Source organism: Prescottella sp. D32, from assembly GCF_037287305.1.
Classification (GTDB): Bacteria; Actinomycetota; Actinomycetes; order Mycobacteriales; family Mycobacteriaceae; genus Prescottella; species Prescottella equi.
Genome location: NZ_JARBSW010000004.1, coordinates 19,180 through 35,213, shown reverse-complemented (window position 1 = coordinate 35,213; position 16,034 = coordinate 19,180). Strand labels below are relative to the sequence as shown.

Genomic DNA, 16,034 nt, shown 5'->3' with positions numbered 1-16,034 from the left:
CTGCGTCAGTTCCTTCGAGCGATCGGGCCTAGTCAGTGTCGTTGAGTGGGTAGTTCTTCACGTACGTGGCATAGGCGTGGCAACGTGAAATCTCACTTCATTTGATGGTAGGGATGTTCGCGACAGCGTGTGGTGCTTCACCACGGCACGATTCCGTTGTCGTCGAAGAATCCTCCGCGTGGTCCGTCATCGGGGAGGGTTGCGAGTCTGATCGCAATAGCGGCGCCCTCCTCGGACGTCCGCGTGGATTGGTGTCCGGTGAAGTCGGTGGCGACGTAACCCGGGCAGCACGCGTTCACGATGATGCCGGTGTCGGCGAGTTCTCGCGCGTACTGTGCCGTGATGCTGTTGAGCATCGTCTTCGACGGCGCATAGGCGGCCATCTGCGGACCCGTCTGCAGTGCAAGTGATCCCATGTTGCTTGAAACATTCACGATCCGTGGTGCGGGTGATCGGCGCAGCAACGGGACGAATGCGTTGGTCACTCGTATGACACCGAACACGTTGGTATCCAGAACTGTTTGTAGAACGTCGTGATCGAGGGTGGTCGGATTCTGCGCGCCGGAACTGGTCCGGCCACCGATCCCGGCATTGTTGACGAGAACATCGAGACGATCGAACTTCTCCGCGGCTGCGGAGACACTGTCGGCGTCCGTCACATCGAGCACCACCGCCACTGCATCGAGTCCACGCTCTCTCAGCTGTGCCGCAGCGGTGTTGCCTCGCTCCTCGTCGCGTGCACCGATCACGACCTTGAAGCCGAGTCTGCTGAGGCCCTCGGAGATGGCGAAACCGATTCCCTTGTTCGCGCCGGTGACCAGCGCAGTTTTCGTATCGTTCACGACAGCCATGTTCGATGCCTGGGGGCGCAGCTGTCCATTACCCTTTCCGGCGATGGTGATACCTACCGGGTATTAAGGTGGTCGAGTGGAGGATCTCGAGACACGTCAGCTGCGCTACTTCCTTGCCGTCGCCGAGGCTCTCCACTTCGGACGAGCCGCCGACAAGCTGCACATCGCTCAACCTCCGTTGTCGAGGGCGATCCGACAGCTCGAACATCAACTCGGAGTTCAGTTGTTCGTGCGTGACCGTCGCGGTGTCTCGCTCACCGAAGCCGGATCTGTGCTCCATCGGGAGGCGCGTATCGCTTTGGATGCAGTCGCCGCTGCCGGGCGGCTGACCGTTCGGGCGTCGACACCTCTTGTTCTGGCCACGAAAGCAGGGGCGTCCCATGGTCTGCTGCAACAACTACTCGAACAGCATCCCGACCCGATCGATGTTCTGCTGTGCGAGGTCGGCGAACAAGCGGGTTTGCTGCGTGACGGCAGCGCGGACGTGGCGATCATGCATCGTCCTGTCGACGATCTGACCGGCTGTCGATACCGAGACCTCGTCACCGAGGGCCAGGTTGCAATACTCCCCGGCAGACACCCGCTCGCCTCACGGACTGAACTGACTCTGGCAGAGGTCAGCTCGGTGCCTGATCTACCGATGGCGCGGTGGCCACGCTTGGACGGCAGTTACCCCGACGGACCGGGACCCGAAATTCACACGCAATCCGCTTTGGCGCAGTTGGTGTCGCTCGGCAGGACCGTAATTGTCATTCCGGCGTCGAGCAGGGCGTGGCAGTGGCCGGATCACGTTTCGGTACCCGTTGTCGACGCACCGCGCATCACAACGGTGCTGGCGTGGCGATTCTATTCAGAAACTGTTGCAGCACTTGAGAAAACGGCAGAGGGGCTAGGCGAAATCTCGACCGATCCGTCCCCTTCGACGCGACCGACATTGGTTGCCGGCCCTTGACTGATAGCACCGCAAGTGCCGCACCGGACCCAGAATCCGTTGCAGTCGCGGGAACTTTTGGCTGGCCATGGGTCGGCGCCGGCAAGTTGCCCGCCGGACCTGGGTCCGAAGACGCCTGCTCAGTGCCCGTAGGTCGTGTCAATTTTTCCGGTGGATCCGTTTCTGGTGCATCGGTTCAGCTCTCACCCGTGGTGACCCCGCCTTCGAACGTGATGGCGAACTCGTTGAGTGCAGGCGTCCACCTTGCTGCCCATCGTGATCTTCCTGCCCCGGGTCCAGTGCCCGTGTCGCCAGATATAGGCACTTGCTCTCGGCTTGCTCGTCACCGGCCCACTGTCCCCGGGGTCCCTCACTGCACGCAGTGCTTGGGCTACCCCCAGGTTCACCCCACCATCCACCGTCGATCCCTACAAGAAGCCCATCCCAGCCCACAACCGCGCGGGACCACACGCCGCATGACGCGGCATCCGGCATCCGGCATCCGAAACAGGGTGCCGGCTGTCGCGGGATACCCGTGAGGCCGAGGTTACGGCGCCTCGATTCCGTCGATGATCGACTGGACCACCGCGCCGTAACGGCTGACGAGATCCTCGGAGTCGAGTGCATCCGCCGAAAGGATTCCCACCGTTCGGATGCCGCTCGCGAGGCCCAGCAGCACGGCGACGACCATCTGGGTCGGCAGTTTGTCGTCGGAGGTGTCGCCGATCTTGCCTGCGATGCCACGGATGTAGCGCTCGCGCGCGTCGGCCTGAGCCGCCGCGCGGTCGGGCGCCTCGTGGATCAGCAGCGGCATCATCACCCACGGCTCGGACTCGTCGCCGTCACGGCGTTCGACGATGTTGCGCACCAATCGATATCCGGGTGACTCGTGTTCGCAGAAATGCGGATCGTCGGCGACCGACGGCAAGGTCGGCGCCGCCGCCTTGTACAACTCGGCCTTGCTGCCCATCATCTTCATCACCATTGCAGGTGAATAGCCGGCCAGTTCGGCGACGTCCTTGATCGTCGTGGACGTGTAGCCACGCTCGGCGAACAGCCGACGGGCCGCGTCGATGATGTTGTCGCGCGTGGACTTTCCGGTCACGGCCCCCACCCTAGTCACGACGCGGTCTCCGCCCGGGCCTCGGCTGCAGCCTCGACCACCGTGGAGACGGGCACCTTGCGCGGCATCCGCGGGATGAACCACGCCACCGCGGCCGCGAGCATCGCCATCGCGAAGGCCACCGCGAACACCGCGCGGAACGCGTCGAGCGTCGGGAGGTGAACGCCCGCGATGTCCATCGTCATCGCCGTCAACAAAGCGGTCACGACCGCACTGGACGTCGACGTGCCGATCGACCGCACCAGCGAGTTCAGCCCGTTCGACGCGGCGGTCTCGGTGATCGGCACGGATTGCATGATGAGGATCGGCATGGCCGAGTAGGTGATCGCGGTACCGATGTTGACGACCATCGCGCCCAGGATGATCAGGGCGATGGACCCGTTGAAGGAGAACCGGATGACGTAGGCCGCCGCGAGGATCAGCGCACCGGTGATGAGGGTGGTACGGGCACCGAATCGGACGGTGATCTTCGCGGACAGCGGCGAGAACACCACCATCGACATGCCCGCCGGAACCATGCACAGTCCAGCCGTCAGCACGCTGAGTCCGAATCCGTAGCCGGTGCTCTCCGGCATCTGGAGCTGTTGGGTGGTCGCGAGCATGTTCGCGAACATCGCGAATCCGACGATCATCGACGCGATGTTCGTCAGCAGCACCGGGCGACGTGTTGACGTTCGCAGATTCACCATCGGGTCGGTGACTCGCAGCTGGTACGGGATCCAGATCGCCAGTACCACCGTCGCGAGGGCGAAGCAGCCCAGCGTGCGGGTGCTGCCCCAGCCCCACGCGCCGCCCTTGGAGATCCCGAGAAGCAGAGCGGTGAGCGCCACCGACAGGATGACGGCGCCGAGGATGTCGAACCGGCCGGGCGAGCGGACCTTCGATTCGGGCACGACGAACGCGACAGCAGCGAGCATCACGGCACCCGCCGCCGCGGAGATCCAAAAGATCGCGTGCCAGCCCAGGTGCGGATAGATCACGCCGGCCAGCGGAAGCCCCAGCGCGCTACCCATACCGAGCGTCGCACTCATCAGCGCCGTCGCTGCGGGCACCTTCTCGCGAGGCAGTTCGTCCCGCAGGATGCCGATGCCGACCGCGATGAGCGACGACGCGAATCCCTGCATGCCGCGCCCGATCAGCACCGTGACGAAGGTGCCGCCGATCGCGGCGAGCAGCGAACCGCTGACCATCACCGACATCGACACCATCATCATGCGCTTCTTCCCGACCATGTCGGCCAGGCGCGAGACGATCGGGGTGGCTACCGCCGCACTCAGCAGCGTGATCGTGACCAGCCAGAATGCGTTGTCGGCACTGACGTCGAGGATGTGACGCAGGTCCGGGAGGAGCGGTACGACGAGTGTCTGCTGCAGCGAGACGAGGGTGCCGCACAGACACAGCACCGCGGTCATCAGAGCGCTGGAGCGACGCGGCGGCGCCTGCTCCCCGGGGAGGGCGGTGGCGAGGGGTCGTGCTGCCAATGGATCATCTCCGGACGTACGAGCCGGTCGGCGGGCCTTCGGGCAGCCTCTGACGACCGGGGTGAATGAGCGTTCACCTATGAGTGAACACCCATTCACCCCAGTGGGCAAATCGCCGTCCCGCTACGAGGGAAATGTGATCGAGCCCTCAGACGCGGGCGAACTCGCCGGCATCGGCCCACCGGCGTCGCTCGTCGGCGAACGCGACCGCCTGGCTCGCCCGGAACCCCGCGATCGAGTCCGCGCTATCGGTGAGGAACTGCTCGTGCTCGGCCAACGAGAACCGACCGTCGGCGATCTCGATCCCCCCGGCCCCTCGTCCGGCCGCGAGATCGGCGCGCAGATCGAGCAACTCGTCGGGCTCCACCGGATACCAGGAGATCCGGTCGAAGAAGCGCAGCAGCCACGGCGTGCCGTCCTCGAACGGACCCGACGACTGCGGGTGCCGGTGGTTCCACACCTGCGTGGTGCGGCCGACGAACTGGTAGCCGCCCGGCCCCTCCATCCCGTAGATGCACAGGTACGCACCGCCGATGCCCACCGCGTTCTCCGGCGTCCAGGTGCGGGCCGGGTTGTACTTGGTGGTGACCAACCGGTGCCGCGGATCGAGCGGCGTCGCGACCGGCGCTCCCAGATACACGTCGCCGAGGCCCAGGACGAGATAGTCGGCCCCGAACACGGTGTCGAACACGTCGTTCACCGAGTCGAGTCCGTTCATGCGGCGGATGAACTCGATGTTCCACGGGCACCACGGCGCGTCCGCGCGCACCCCGTGCATGTAGCGCGCGATCGCCTCGCGGGTCGCCGGGTCGTCCCACGACAGCGGCATCCGCACGGTTCGGCTGGGAACGACCAACTCGTTCGCGGCGGGGAGCTGGTCCTCGGCCTCGGCCAACAGGCCGAGCAGCCTCGGAACCGGCAGGACGTCCGGGTCCACCCGCACCTGCAGCGACCGGATGCCGGGCGTCAGGTCGAGCAGGCCGGCCGGCCGTTCGGTTTCGAGCCGCTGGTGCAGCGCGTGCACCCGCGCCCGCAGCGCCAGGTCGAGTGTCATGTCGCCGTATTCGACGAGCACGTTGTCGTCGCCCGATCGGCGATACGTGACGGCGGTGTCGCCGTCCCGCCTGGCGAGCACACCGTCGTCGCCGTCGCCTCCCGCCGACAGCACCGCCGGCAGTCCGGCTCGGCGTCCGAGACCGAGGTCCCGCCGCGACGCCGCTCGATCGGCGCGGACCGGAACGAATCGCACCGTGTTGCCCGGCGCGAGCTGCCCGAGCTTCCACCGGTCGGCCGCGACCACCGTGACCGGGCAGACGAATCCGCCGAGACTGGGCCCGTCGGGGCCGAGCAGGATCGGTGTGTCCCCGGTGAAGTCCAGAGCACCGATCGAATAGGCGTTGTCGTGGATGTTCGACGGGTGCAACCCGGCCTCGCCGCCGTCCGGACGGGCCCAGTCGGGCCGCGGGCCGCTCAGGCGCACCCCGGTTCGGTCGGAGTTGAAGTGCACCTCGTAGTCGGTGCGGTACAGCGCGTCGATGTCGGCGCGGGTGAAGAACTCCGGGGCGCCGTGGGGTCCCTCGGTCACTGCGAGCTCCCAGCGCTGCGACAGGGCCGGAACGGAACCGGCCGGGACCGCAGTCGGTGCGGACGTCGGCGTGTCGCCGAGGGCCAGTACATCGCCCTCGCGCAAGGTTCGCCCGTCGAGGCCACCGAATCGGCCGAGGGTGAATGTCGATGCGCTACCGAGGAATTCGGGAACTTCGATGCCGCCCGCGATCAGGACGTAGACGCGAAGCCCGGGACCGGACACGGCCCCGACGTCGAGCACTCCCCCGGCCGGCACCCGCACCGGCCGCCACTGCGGGACCACGGCACCGTCCACGGTGACGGTGGTCGGCGCACCGGTGACACATACGTGCGTCGGCTCGTCGAACCGCAGCGCGGGCCCGGCCATGACGGCTTCGAATCCTGCCGCACCCTCGGCGTTTCCGACTGCGACGTTGCCGAGACGGAAGGACAGGTCGTCCATCGGGCCCGACGGGGGTACCCCGATCTGCCAGTAGCCGGTCCGACCGGGATAGTCCTGGACGGTGGTGCCCATTCCCGGCCGGAGCACCGTGCACTTGGCGGTCATGGCTGCACCTCCCGGGGGCGAGTGACGATCATGCGGACGGCAGTGGGATCGAAGCCGTTGCACGGGTTGTTGATCTGCGGACAGTTCGACACCAGTACCAACGCGTCGACGTCGGCACGGAGCGCAAGGCGCTTGCCCGGGGCCGAGAGGCCGTCGACGATGCCCAGGGCACCGTCGGGATCGACCGGCACGTTCATGAAGAAGTTGATGTTCGAGACCAGGTCGCGCTTACCGAGACCCCAGCGGGCGCCCTCGACGAGGAAGGTCTCGACGCACGCGTGCTGGTGCTTGGTGTGGTGGCCGTAGCGCAGCGTGTTCGACTCCTGTGAGCAGGCACCGCCGACCGTGTCGTGGTTGCCGACCTCGTCGGCGACGATCGTCATGAGCGGGCTCGCGTCGTCCGAGCGCAGCACGCTGCCGGTGGTGAGGAACAGGTTGCGCTGCCCGACGACCGTAGCGGCCGCCGAATAGCGGCGGGAGTGATCGCCCGCCGCGTAGATGAGCGTGTCGACCGCCTGGTTGCCGTGCAGGTCGACGATGGTCAGGACGTCGCCTGCGGCCACGACGGCGGACCACGGGCCGCGGGGTGCCACGGTGTCGTCGAGAACGATCTCGCCCGGGACGAGCGCCAGGTCGGCGGCGGGGAGCAGGGTGGTCATCATGCGTCCTTTCCTTCGAGCGGTACGGCGCCGTGCAGCGCAGTCCAGGCGTCCTCGGTGTTGGCGACGGCGCGCCGGTATTCGGGATCGTCGTTGTGGAGGACGTCGAGTTCCTCGGCTGCCGTCCAGGCGAGGAGTTCGAGCGAGGTGGTGCGGAACTCCGGTGCCGGATCGAGCGGGTGCGCGGTGTTCGCGACCAACACGATCACCGGCAGATGGAGCAGCAGGTCGACGTACGCCCCGGCACCGGCGGTACCCGTACTGACGAGAGCCCCGTCGGTGTCGACCCGGATGCCGTGGAAGAAGGACAGCGACGGCGGCAGGTCCCGGGGGGCGAGGTCGTGCTTGGCTGCGGCGACGGTGAACAACTCCCGCCCGGCGGGCGTCGGCGAGTGCAGGGCCCCGTCGCCGTATCGCGCCCGATTCGCGGCGGCACTGGTGGTGCCGCACAGTGCGTCGTGGTGTCCGGACGTGTCGGCGACGACGGTGGCGAGGACGCGGCCGGCATCGGAGAGCAACGGGTGCCCGGGGCCGAGGTACGCCTGCCACGGCACCTTGACGGTGTCGGCCACGTTGAGCCGCTCCCAGGGGGCGTCGGCCCGGAAGAGCAGCACGTTGGCGCAGGCGTCGCCCTCGAGATCCCGTAGCCGGATGCGGGTGCCCCGGGCCAGCACCTTGGACGCGTACCGGCCGCCGGGAACGGTTTCGGCCCACACGAGGCGCTCGGCGGCGACGCCCTCCGGAGGTGTCGGCCAGTCGGCGGCGGGCACTACCGGCATCGCGTCGGTCCGCGTACCGGCCTGGGCTCGGGCATGTGCGCGAGCGGTGGCGGTGGTGGAGGTGTCGTCGGACTGCTCGACGAGGTCGGGGACGGTCACTTCAGGCTCCGATCGTGACGGGGGTCGGGATGCGGTCGCTGCGCGCGGTGCCGCGGGACGAATAGCAGGCGGCGCCCACGATCACGACGGCGAGCACCGCGAGGGGGGCGGCCCACTGCAGGACCGGGTACTCCCCCGTGGGGTTGAAGATCTCGGCGCGGGGCCAGGACAGGTTGACGACCATGAGGGCGCCGTAGCCGACGGCAGCGATGTTGACGGGAATCGCGAACACGCCCAGCGAGAACAGCTTTCGGCCGTCGGTATCCACATCGGGGCCTCCGAGCGAGCGACCGGACAGGCGCCGCACGAGCATGGGCACGGTGACCATGAGGTATGCGAGATAGATGAGCACGATGCACACACTCGAGAGCGTCGCGAAGATCGCGGAGTTGCCGACGTTCACGGCCAGCACGGCGATGCACAACACGCCGATCAGGACGCTCGGTGCGATCGGGGTTCCGGTGCGGGGGTTGACCTTGGCGAGCACCTCGCTGGCCGGCAGTTTGCCGTCGCGAGCCATCCCGAACATCAGCCGCGACGCCGCGGTCTGGATCGCGAGGGTGCACACGAACACCGCGATCGCGACGTCCACCAGTAGCACGGTCCCCCACGGCGAACTCAGGATCGACGTCAGCACGTAGGGCAGGCCCTCGGTGGCCAGGCGACCGTCGGTGAGGCTCGGCGCGGCCATCAGCGCACCGACGATCATCAGGCCACCGCCGAGCGCCGAGACCGACAGCGCGAGGCGGATCGTGCGCGGCGCGACCCGACGCGGGTTGTGCGTCTCCTCGGCAAGTTCACCCGCGGAACCGAAGCCGACCATGACGTACGCGGCCATCAGGCCCGACACGATCCACGCCCAGATGTACCCGGGCTGAGAGCCGGCGACACCGGTGTCGAACACCACGTCCGGGCCCCGCTGGGCGTGGGTGAAGAACATGCCGATCACGGCGATCACTCCGACGATCTCGCAGGTCACGCCGATGCTGTTGATCCGCGACATCCAGTTCACGCCGATGCAGTTGATCGTGGTCGTGAGCACCAGGAGAATCGACCCCAGCAGTACCGCGTTGGCAGCGCCGTCCGGCGAGGTGAGAGCCGGATCGTCACCGATCACCTGGAAGCCGCTCCAGATCGACGGCAGCACCACCTGCAGCGCGATCGCGGCGGCGGCCGCGGTGACGATCTGCGCGATGATCATGAACCAGCCCGCGAACCAGCCGACGATCGCGCCGCCTAGGCGCCGGGCCCACTGGTAGATCGCGCCGGAGATCGGGTAGCGCGCCGCCATTTCGGCGAAGCACAGCGCGACCATGAACTGCCCGAGGAAGACGACGGGCCAGGTCCAGAAGAAGGCCGGCCCGGCGAAGCCGAAACCCAACCCGAACAGCTGGAAGATCGTCGTGAGGATCGAGACGAACGAGAAGCCGGCCGCGAAGGACCCGAACTTGCCGAGCGAGCGGTGCAACTGCTGCTCGTAGCCGAACTCGGCCAGGTCGCCCCGGTCGCTCGACGCTGTCGTCACGGTGGCTGTCATGAACCCTCCTACGAGAGGCGGAAAGCGTCACCGGCCCGGGAGGCCCGGGCACTGGTTTCTGTCACTCGACAGTTTTCGGGCCGCAACGACGCGCACGATGTCGCGCAGGTTGCGATCGTGGGTCGCGATCGGCGATTTCCGTTGCGGACGCGTGTCCCCGGTTACGGGACGGTGTCCGAGCCCTCACAATCACAGGTCAGGACGACGAAACACGGTGCAGCACTTTCCTGTAAGGATGAGGACATGACGACGACGGGTGCCGGACGGCCACGACTGAAGACCCGCACACGGCCGGGTGCGACCGCACGCGAGGAGATTCTCGACGCCGCGGCCGAACTGTTCACCACGCGCGGATTCACCGGAACGTCGACGCGGATGATCGCCGACGCCGTCGGAATCCGGCAGGCGTCGATGTACCACCACTTCGCCACCAAGGACGACATCCTCGCCGCGCTGCTCCTGGACACGGTCGCGGGACCCCTCGCGTGCGCCGAGATGTTGCGACAGAACTGCCCGGATCCCGTCGTCCGCCTCTACGCGCTCACACTCTTCGACACCGCCCAACTCGCAGAGTCACGCTGGAACCTCGGCGCCTTGTATCTACTGCCCGAGGTGACGACGGATCGGTTCACCGAATTCCGTTCTCTGCGTGGTGAACTCATGGAGCAGTACGCCGATTTTGCGGGCGAGGCCCTGGCGACCATCGGTGATCCGAACGTCGGACGAGCCGCCGCCGCGCTGCCGTTCCGCCTGGTGGAGGCCACCATCAACGCCCGCTCGGACGCCGCCGTCGACCAATCCGGCTCGCCGGCGCCGGGACTTCCGCCCGAGCTCGTGGCGGACGCGGTCCTGCGCGTGCTGGGGCGATTCGGTCCCACCACCGAGATCGCACACCACGCCCGAGGCGTTCTCGACCGGCTCGCGAAAAGTTGTCCACAGCCTGAGCGATGAGGGACGACTGCGGGCCGGACGGTCGGTTACAGTGTGTGCCGAGTCGACCAATGGGGGGTCATCATGGACGGGTTTTCTGCTGCGCCCGATGAGATTCGGGTGTACGGCGACGTCGCGGCGGGGGCCGCGACTCACATCGCGACGGCGGGTGGGTTGGACCTGGCCGCGAACGTCGCTGCACTGACACCGGTGTTCGGCGCGATAGGCGCCGATTTCGTGGCAACGTTCGCGGCCACTCAGACCGCGCACGCACGGTCCGTCGCCGCGCTCGCGAACCACTACGCCGGCACCGGGGCGGTCGCGCACGCGGTCGCCGCCGCATACGACGCCACCGATCACGCCACCGGACGCGTCCTCGGCGACGCGCGCAGCGCCCTGGGAGGCAACGCATGACGACGACACCCGAACCGACCGCAGGCACCGCGCAGCCGACCGTGCTGGATCTGTTGCAGGCGTCCCCCGTCGGGCCGGTCCTGGACATGCCGGTTCCCCGGACACCGATGGAGGCGCTCGCAGCCTCCCCGCTCGGTCCGGCGCTGAACACGCCGTTCGTCGACATCGCCGCGGGGGCACTTCCTCCGGCGCCGGCGCTGCCACCTCTTCCCGAACTGCCACCCCTTCCGCCGCTGCCCGGTATCGATCAACTACTGCAGCCCGTGGCCGATCTCGCGAGCGCCTTCGGGACGGGCGCGTTCGGCGGATTCGACCCCACCGCGTTGCTGCGCCAGTCGTCGTCGGTCATCGACACCGCGCTGTCGATGGGGGTCTCGGGGCTGCGCGCTCTGGACGGTGCCTGGGACGGCTCCGCGGCCCTGGCGGCGCAGTCGCAGGGCGAGCAGGTCCGAATCACCGGAGAACAACTCAGCGAACGCGGCAATGCCATCGCGTCCGTCACCCAGGACGCCGCGGCAACGGTCTCGCGCGGCAATGCGCAACTCGTCGCGGTCGCCGAATCGTTCGCAGCGACCGCCGTGGCAGCCGCTCCGGTCGCGCTCACTCCCCCGGGTCAGACGATGCTGTTGGCCGCGGCCGCCGACCACCTGCAACGCGCGCTGTCGGTGGTCGCCGCGACTCGCGCCGAACTCGCCGGCCACCAGTCCGCGATGGCTGCGCTGGGCGCCGAGATCCCCGTTCCCGCGGCTCCCGCGCCGGCGGCCGGTCTCCTCGCTGCGGGCGGACAGTCGCCCGTCGCGGTCGCGGGGTCGGTGCTCGAGTCCGTGGGCAGGTCTCTCGCCAACTCGTCGCCGCAGTACGGTGACGCGCTTCCGCCACAGACGCACGCCGCGAGCATGGCACCCGTGTCCACCCGCGAATTCGCTCCTACCGCAGCGTCGTTCGGCGGGGCCAGCGGATCCGGTGGCGCCGGTGGCGGATTCGTCCCCGGCTTCGTCGCGGGGAGCGCGGGGACCTGGGCCGGATCGACCGGGCGCGGCCCGTCGGCCGCGCAACCCTCCGTGGCCACTACTGCGACCACCCCGTACGCCGAGGGCGGGACCCGCACGTCCGGTGCCGGCACCCCGGCACCCGGCTACGCCCCGACCGGCACGGGAGCGCAACCGCGCGGGGCGTACGACGACACGGTCCACCGGGGGAACGCCGGCTACCTGACCGCCGCCGTACCGGGCGACGAAGTGGTCGGCGAGCTGCCGATGGTCGCGCCCGCAGTGATCGGCAGCGTCGAGATCGATGCGCTGGGCGGCTTCGAGGATTCGGGAATCGAGGGCAGGGCGCACTGACGCGCGGTCGGCGCGCTCGGGCTCGGCGTGGTCAGACGAGACCGAGCGCGCGGACGGCGTCGCGTTCCTGCGCGAGTTCGGCGATCGACAGATCGATGCGCGCCCGGGAGAACTCGTCGACGTCCAGGTCCGGCACGATCCGGAACTCGCCGTCGGCGCACGTCACGGGGAACGAGCTGATCAACCCCTCCGGCACCCCGTACGAGCCGTCGGAGCACACCGCCATCGACACCCAGTCCCCGTCGGCGGTGCCGGCGGTCCAGTCGCGCACGTGGTCGATCGCGGCGCTCGCGGCACTGGCCGCGGACGACGAACCGCGAGCACGAATGATCGCCGAACCACGTTGCTGCACGGTCGGAATGAACACGTCCTCGATCCACCGGCGGTCCGACACGGCGTCCTCGGCGGGCTTGTTCCCGACGAGCGCGTGGGACAGGTCCGGGTACTGGGTTGCCGAGTGGTTACCCCAGATCGACATGCGCCGGATCGATGCCGCAGGCTCGCCGGTCCGGTGCGCCAACTGCGCGATGGCCCGGTTGTGGTCCAGCCGGGTCAGCGCACTGAACCGGGTGCGTGGCACACCGGGCGCATTGTTCATCGCGATGAGGGCATTGGTGTTGGCGGGGTTGCCCACGACGAGGACCTTGACGTCGTCGGCGGCCGCGGCCTCGATCGCTCGTCCCTGCGTCGTGAAGATCGCGCCGTTCGCGGCGAGCAGGTCGCCGCGCTCCATGCCCTTCGTGCGAGGCCGGGCACCGACGAGCAGCGCGACGCTCGCACCGTCGAAGCCGACGACGGGGTCGTCGGTGATCTCTACGCCGTTCAGCAGCGGGAACGCCCCGTCCTCGAGTTCCATCGCGACGCCCTCCGCGGCGCGGACTGCCGCCGGGATCTCGAGCAATCGCAACCGGACCGGGGTGTCGGGGCCGAGCATGTCGCCGGCCGCGATCCGGAATAGCAGTCCGTAGGCGATCTGGCCGGATGCGCCGGTCACGGTGACCGTGACGGGTGCCTTGTCCACAGGTGCCGCGTTCATACTGCCTCCTCGAGTCGAAGTCGACACCTCCACCGTAGGCACGAATTCGTCGGCGGGAGAATGGGATCGGTCACATCCCGCGAGCTACGCCACAGAGTGCCGACCGTCACACCCGGACAAGCTTGGCGAGGTCGCTGCGGTGACTGAGGGCCAGTTTCTCGCACGCACGGTAGATGTGGCCCTCCACGGTGCGGACCGACAGGACGAGACGCCGGGCGATGTCCTTGTTCGACAGTCCCCGGCCCACCAACACCGCCACCTCTCGTTCGCGGTCGGTGAGTGGGAGCGGACGGGCCGCCTTCGCGAGTGCCGGCGTCGTCGCCCCGTCGCAACGTGACGCCAGCCAGTGCGCCTTCGCCGCCGACGTCAACTCGCCGCGTCGATCGTTGGATCGGGAGTATGCAGTCGCGGCCTGCGCGTACGTGTCGGCCGCAGCCAACAGGGTCCCGGTGCGTTCGAACTCTGCCGCGAGCGCATCGAGTGCCGGGCCGTCGGCCTTCGCCAACGCCTGCGCGCGCGCCGCCGCGACCCGCGCGAAGGGTCCGTCCACGAAGGCGGCGAGCTCGCCGAGCCGGGATGCGGTCGTGTAGTCACCGAACGTCGTCGCGACGTCGAGTGCGATCGCCTCGACGGCGAACTGACCGGATCGCGCCGCGAGGTCCGCGCCGCGCCGTGCCGCGTGCACCGCCGCCGAGACCTCCCCCGCCGATCCCGCGACCCAGGCCCGCGCGATGTCGATCAGCGGGTCGAAGAACGCGAGTTCCGGACCGGAGTTGCGTTCGGCGACCACGAGCGCTGCGGCCGCGTCGGCACCCTTGCCCTGCGCGGCACGCACCTGACACAGACTCACTGCGGCCAGCAGCATCCATTCGGAACGGGTCTCGCGGTCCAGGACGGCCAGCGCCTCGGTGAGGTGTTCGGCCGCGTCGTCGAGCCGGCCGCCGGTCAGTTCGACGACGCCCGACGCCACATCGGCCAGGGCCGCGCTGTTCGGCTGGCCGGCCGCCATCTCGCGATAACGGGCGGCGGTCGACTCCGCCGCCGAGAGCCGCCCCACGAGTGTCAGGGCGAGTACCTCGAAGTACCCGATGTGGAAGCGGAGCAGTCCGTCGCCGTGCGAGATCGCCTCCCACGCGGATGCCGCGAGGGCGCCCACCTCGAGTCCGCGCCCCGACACCGTCAGTGCCGCCACCCCGGCGAAGACACCGCTCGCGCGGGCCCACGGGTGCGCCTCCGGGGCCGCCTCCACCTCCCGCGCCAGTGCGATCGCCGTCCCGAGCTCGCGGTCGTACAGGTGCAGCACCGCGTCGAGGGCCACGACGGACACCGCCAGCATCGGATCGCTGATCCGATCGCGCTCACGCCGGAACAGTGCGACCGCTTCCTGCGGTCTGCCGGCCTCGAGATACAGGCTCGCGACGCGGGTCAGCAACCATCGCGCGACGTCGTACTCACACAGTTCGTCGGGGTCCACGGCCGCGAAGACTTCCTCGGCGTCGTCGCCCTTGCCCTGCCACATCAGCGCGCGGCCGAGCGCGAACGACGCGTCGAATCCGCCGCCGCGGCGAACGGCGGCAGCTGCCAGCCGGGCCCCGAGTTCCAGGCTGGCCATCGCGATCGCGTCCTCGGCACCGCGAACCAGCAGTTCGGGATCCGGCTCGATGCCCGACTCCACGGCGAGTTCCGCGATCCGCATCGAGGTCACCACGCCCGGGTCCGGTGATTCGCGCAGCACCTCCACCAGCCGCCGTTTGATGCGCTGCGCCGCGAGCACCCCCGCCCTGTCACGGATGACCTCGCCGAACAGCGGGTGGGCGAGCCGCACCACGTGCGCGTTGCCGACATCCCGAATCCGTACCAAGTCCAGCCGCTCGGCCTCCTCGATGGAGCGCCGGCTGACGAGTTCGCTGAGCACCTCGAGTTCGAGCGGCTCGCAGAACGCCAGGTAGTCCACCACGTCGAGCGCGTCTCGCGGGGTGCGGGCGAACCGTGATTCGAGCAGCGACGCGAGCGCCGCGGACACCCCGGGCCGCCCCCGTAGCTGCCAGACCCCACCGGATCGGCGCAGCGTGCCGCCGTCGAGCGCACCCTCCACGAGGTGCCGCAGGAACAGCGGATTCCCTTCCGACGCCTCCCAGATCGCGTCCGCGCTGAACCGCTCGACCGGGGCACCGAGCACCTGGTGCAGTTCCTCGTCCATCTCCGCGCGGGTGAACGGCTCCACGACGAACGGGGTGAGCAGCCCGTCCTTCCACAGTGCCTCGATCGCCGACGGGACCGGCGCGCCGCTGCGGACCGTGACGACGAGGCGGACGTCGCGGCCGACCGCCAGTTGGTGCACGAGGCCCGCGGAGAACTCGTCGAGCAGATGGGCGTCGTCGACGCCGACGATGGCGGCGCCGCCGTCCGGGGCCGAGCCGTCCTCGGCGAGTACGTCCCGGACCGCTCGCAGGGCGACGACCGGGTCGCGCGAGGTGGTCCGAGCCAGATGCGGCGCGAAGGCGCCGAGAGGAATGCTCTGGGTGGACTCGGTGCCCACGATCCAGCGCGCCTCACCGGTCAGCGAACCCACCAGTTCCCGCGCCATCGTGGTCTTGCCGACACCGGCGGTACCGACCAGCACCACTCCGCACGATCGTCCGTCGCGGAGCAGTTCCCGAGCGCCCTCGAACGCAGCCTTACGGTCCAGGACGGGCCAGAGACCGACCATGCTTCGA

General features: G+C 68.8%; 13 protein-coding genes and 1 pseudogene. 4 read left to right on the top strand and 10 right to left on the bottom strand.

The genetic code is table 11. The features are described 5' to 3' along the window. Positions 1 to 137: 137 nt before the first annotated feature. A complete protein-coding gene (locus tag PSS76_RS17410) occupies positions 138 to 851 on the bottom strand; it encodes an SDR family oxidoreductase (protein ID WP_013415876.1) in 714 nt (237 codons plus the stop codon). A gap of 76 nt (positions 852 to 927) precedes the next feature. Here PSS76_RS17410 and PSS76_RS17405 point away from each other — a divergent pair, with 76 nt between their 5' ends. Continuing rightward, positions 928 to 1,803 (top strand): LysR family transcriptional regulator, encoded by an 876-nt coding sequence (locus PSS76_RS17405; RefSeq protein WP_013415875.1) that lies wholly within the window; start codon positions 928 to 930, stop codon positions 1,801 to 1,803. Positions 1,804 to 1,978: 175 nt separating this feature from the next. On the opposite strand, the pseudogene PSS76_RS17400 reads toward PSS76_RS17405, so the two are convergent. From PSS76_RS17400 to PSS76_RS17370, 7 genes and pseudogenes are all read right to left on the bottom strand, one after another. Then, positions 1,979 to 2,127, bottom strand: a pseudogene (locus PSS76_RS17400) (IS256 family transposase); the annotation flags it as partial. Positions 2,128 to 2,329: 202 nt separating this feature from the next. Then, a complete protein-coding gene (locus PSS76_RS17395; protein ID WP_260985107.1) occupies positions 2,330 to 2,887 on the bottom strand; it encodes a TetR/AcrR family transcriptional regulator in 558 nt (185 codons plus the stop codon). Positions 2,888 to 2,901: 14 nt separating this feature from the next. Next, entirely contained in the window at positions 2,902 to 4,386 is a 1,485-nt protein-coding gene (locus PSS76_RS17390) for an MFS transporter (protein ID WP_260985108.1), read from the bottom strand. A gap of 148 nt (positions 4,387 to 4,534) precedes the next feature. Next, entirely contained in the window at positions 4,535 to 6,520 is a 1,986-nt protein-coding gene (locus tag PSS76_RS17385) for a 5-oxoprolinase/urea amidolyase family protein (RefSeq protein WP_337456469.1), read from the bottom strand. Further along, positions 6,517 to 7,182 carry an urea amidolyase associated protein UAAP2 gene (locus PSS76_RS17380; protein ID WP_443147379.1) on the bottom strand — a complete coding sequence of 222 codons (666 nt, stop codon included), beginning with the start codon at positions 7,180 to 7,182 and terminating at the stop codon, positions 6,517 to 6,519. Before PSS76_RS17380 ends, PSS76_RS17385 begins: the two co-directional genes overlap by 4 nt. Then, positions 7,179 to 8,057 (bottom strand): urea amidolyase associated protein UAAP1, encoded by an 879-nt coding sequence (locus PSS76_RS17375; RefSeq protein WP_069854915.1) that lies wholly within the window; start codon positions 8,055 to 8,057, stop codon positions 7,179 to 7,181. Before PSS76_RS17375 ends, PSS76_RS17380 begins: the two co-directional genes overlap by 4 nt. Before the next feature lies 1 nt (position 8,058). Next, entirely contained in the window at positions 8,059 to 9,594 is a 1,536-nt protein-coding gene (locus tag PSS76_RS17370; protein WP_064057858.1) for an amino acid permease, read from the bottom strand. A 243-nt stretch (positions 9,595 to 9,837) separates the two neighbouring features. On the opposite strand from PSS76_RS17370, the gene PSS76_RS17365 reads away from it, so the two are divergent. From PSS76_RS17365 to PSS76_RS17355, 3 genes are all read left to right on the top strand, one after another. Further along, positions 9,838 to 10,545, top strand: coding sequence for a TetR/AcrR family transcriptional regulator (locus PSS76_RS17365; RefSeq protein WP_084870596.1), 708 nt, complete (start codon positions 9,838 to 9,840; stop codon positions 10,543 to 10,545). A 63-nt stretch (positions 10,546 to 10,608) separates the two neighbouring features. Then, positions 10,609 to 10,938 carry a type VII secretion target gene (locus PSS76_RS17360; protein ID WP_005513513.1) on the top strand — a complete coding sequence of 110 codons (330 nt, stop codon included), beginning with the start codon at positions 10,609 to 10,611 and terminating at the stop codon, positions 10,936 to 10,938. Further along, the gene (locus PSS76_RS17355) at positions 10,935 to 12,281 is read left to right on the top strand and encodes a hypothetical protein (protein WP_337456463.1); all 1,347 of its coding nucleotides are present in this window, start codon (positions 10,935 to 10,937) and stop codon (positions 12,279 to 12,281) included. The genes PSS76_RS17360 and PSS76_RS17355 overlap by 4 nt, the downstream gene beginning before the upstream one ends. 31 nt (positions 12,282 to 12,312) lie before the next feature. On the opposite strand, the gene PSS76_RS17350 is transcribed toward PSS76_RS17355, so the two are convergent. Together PSS76_RS17350 and PSS76_RS17345 are read right to left on the bottom strand one after the other, a co-directional pair. Next, complete coding sequence (locus PSS76_RS17350) at positions 12,313 to 13,317, bottom strand: malate dehydrogenase (RefSeq protein WP_005513515.1); 1,005 nt, start codon at positions 13,315 to 13,317, stop codon at positions 12,313 to 12,315. Positions 13,318 to 13,423: 106 nt separating this feature from the next. Then, positions 13,424 to 16,027 (bottom strand): helix-turn-helix transcriptional regulator, encoded by a 2,604-nt coding sequence (locus PSS76_RS17345; RefSeq protein ID WP_022595662.1) that lies wholly within the window; start codon positions 16,025 to 16,027, stop codon positions 13,424 to 13,426. Positions 16,028 to 16,034: the final 7 nt, after the last annotated feature.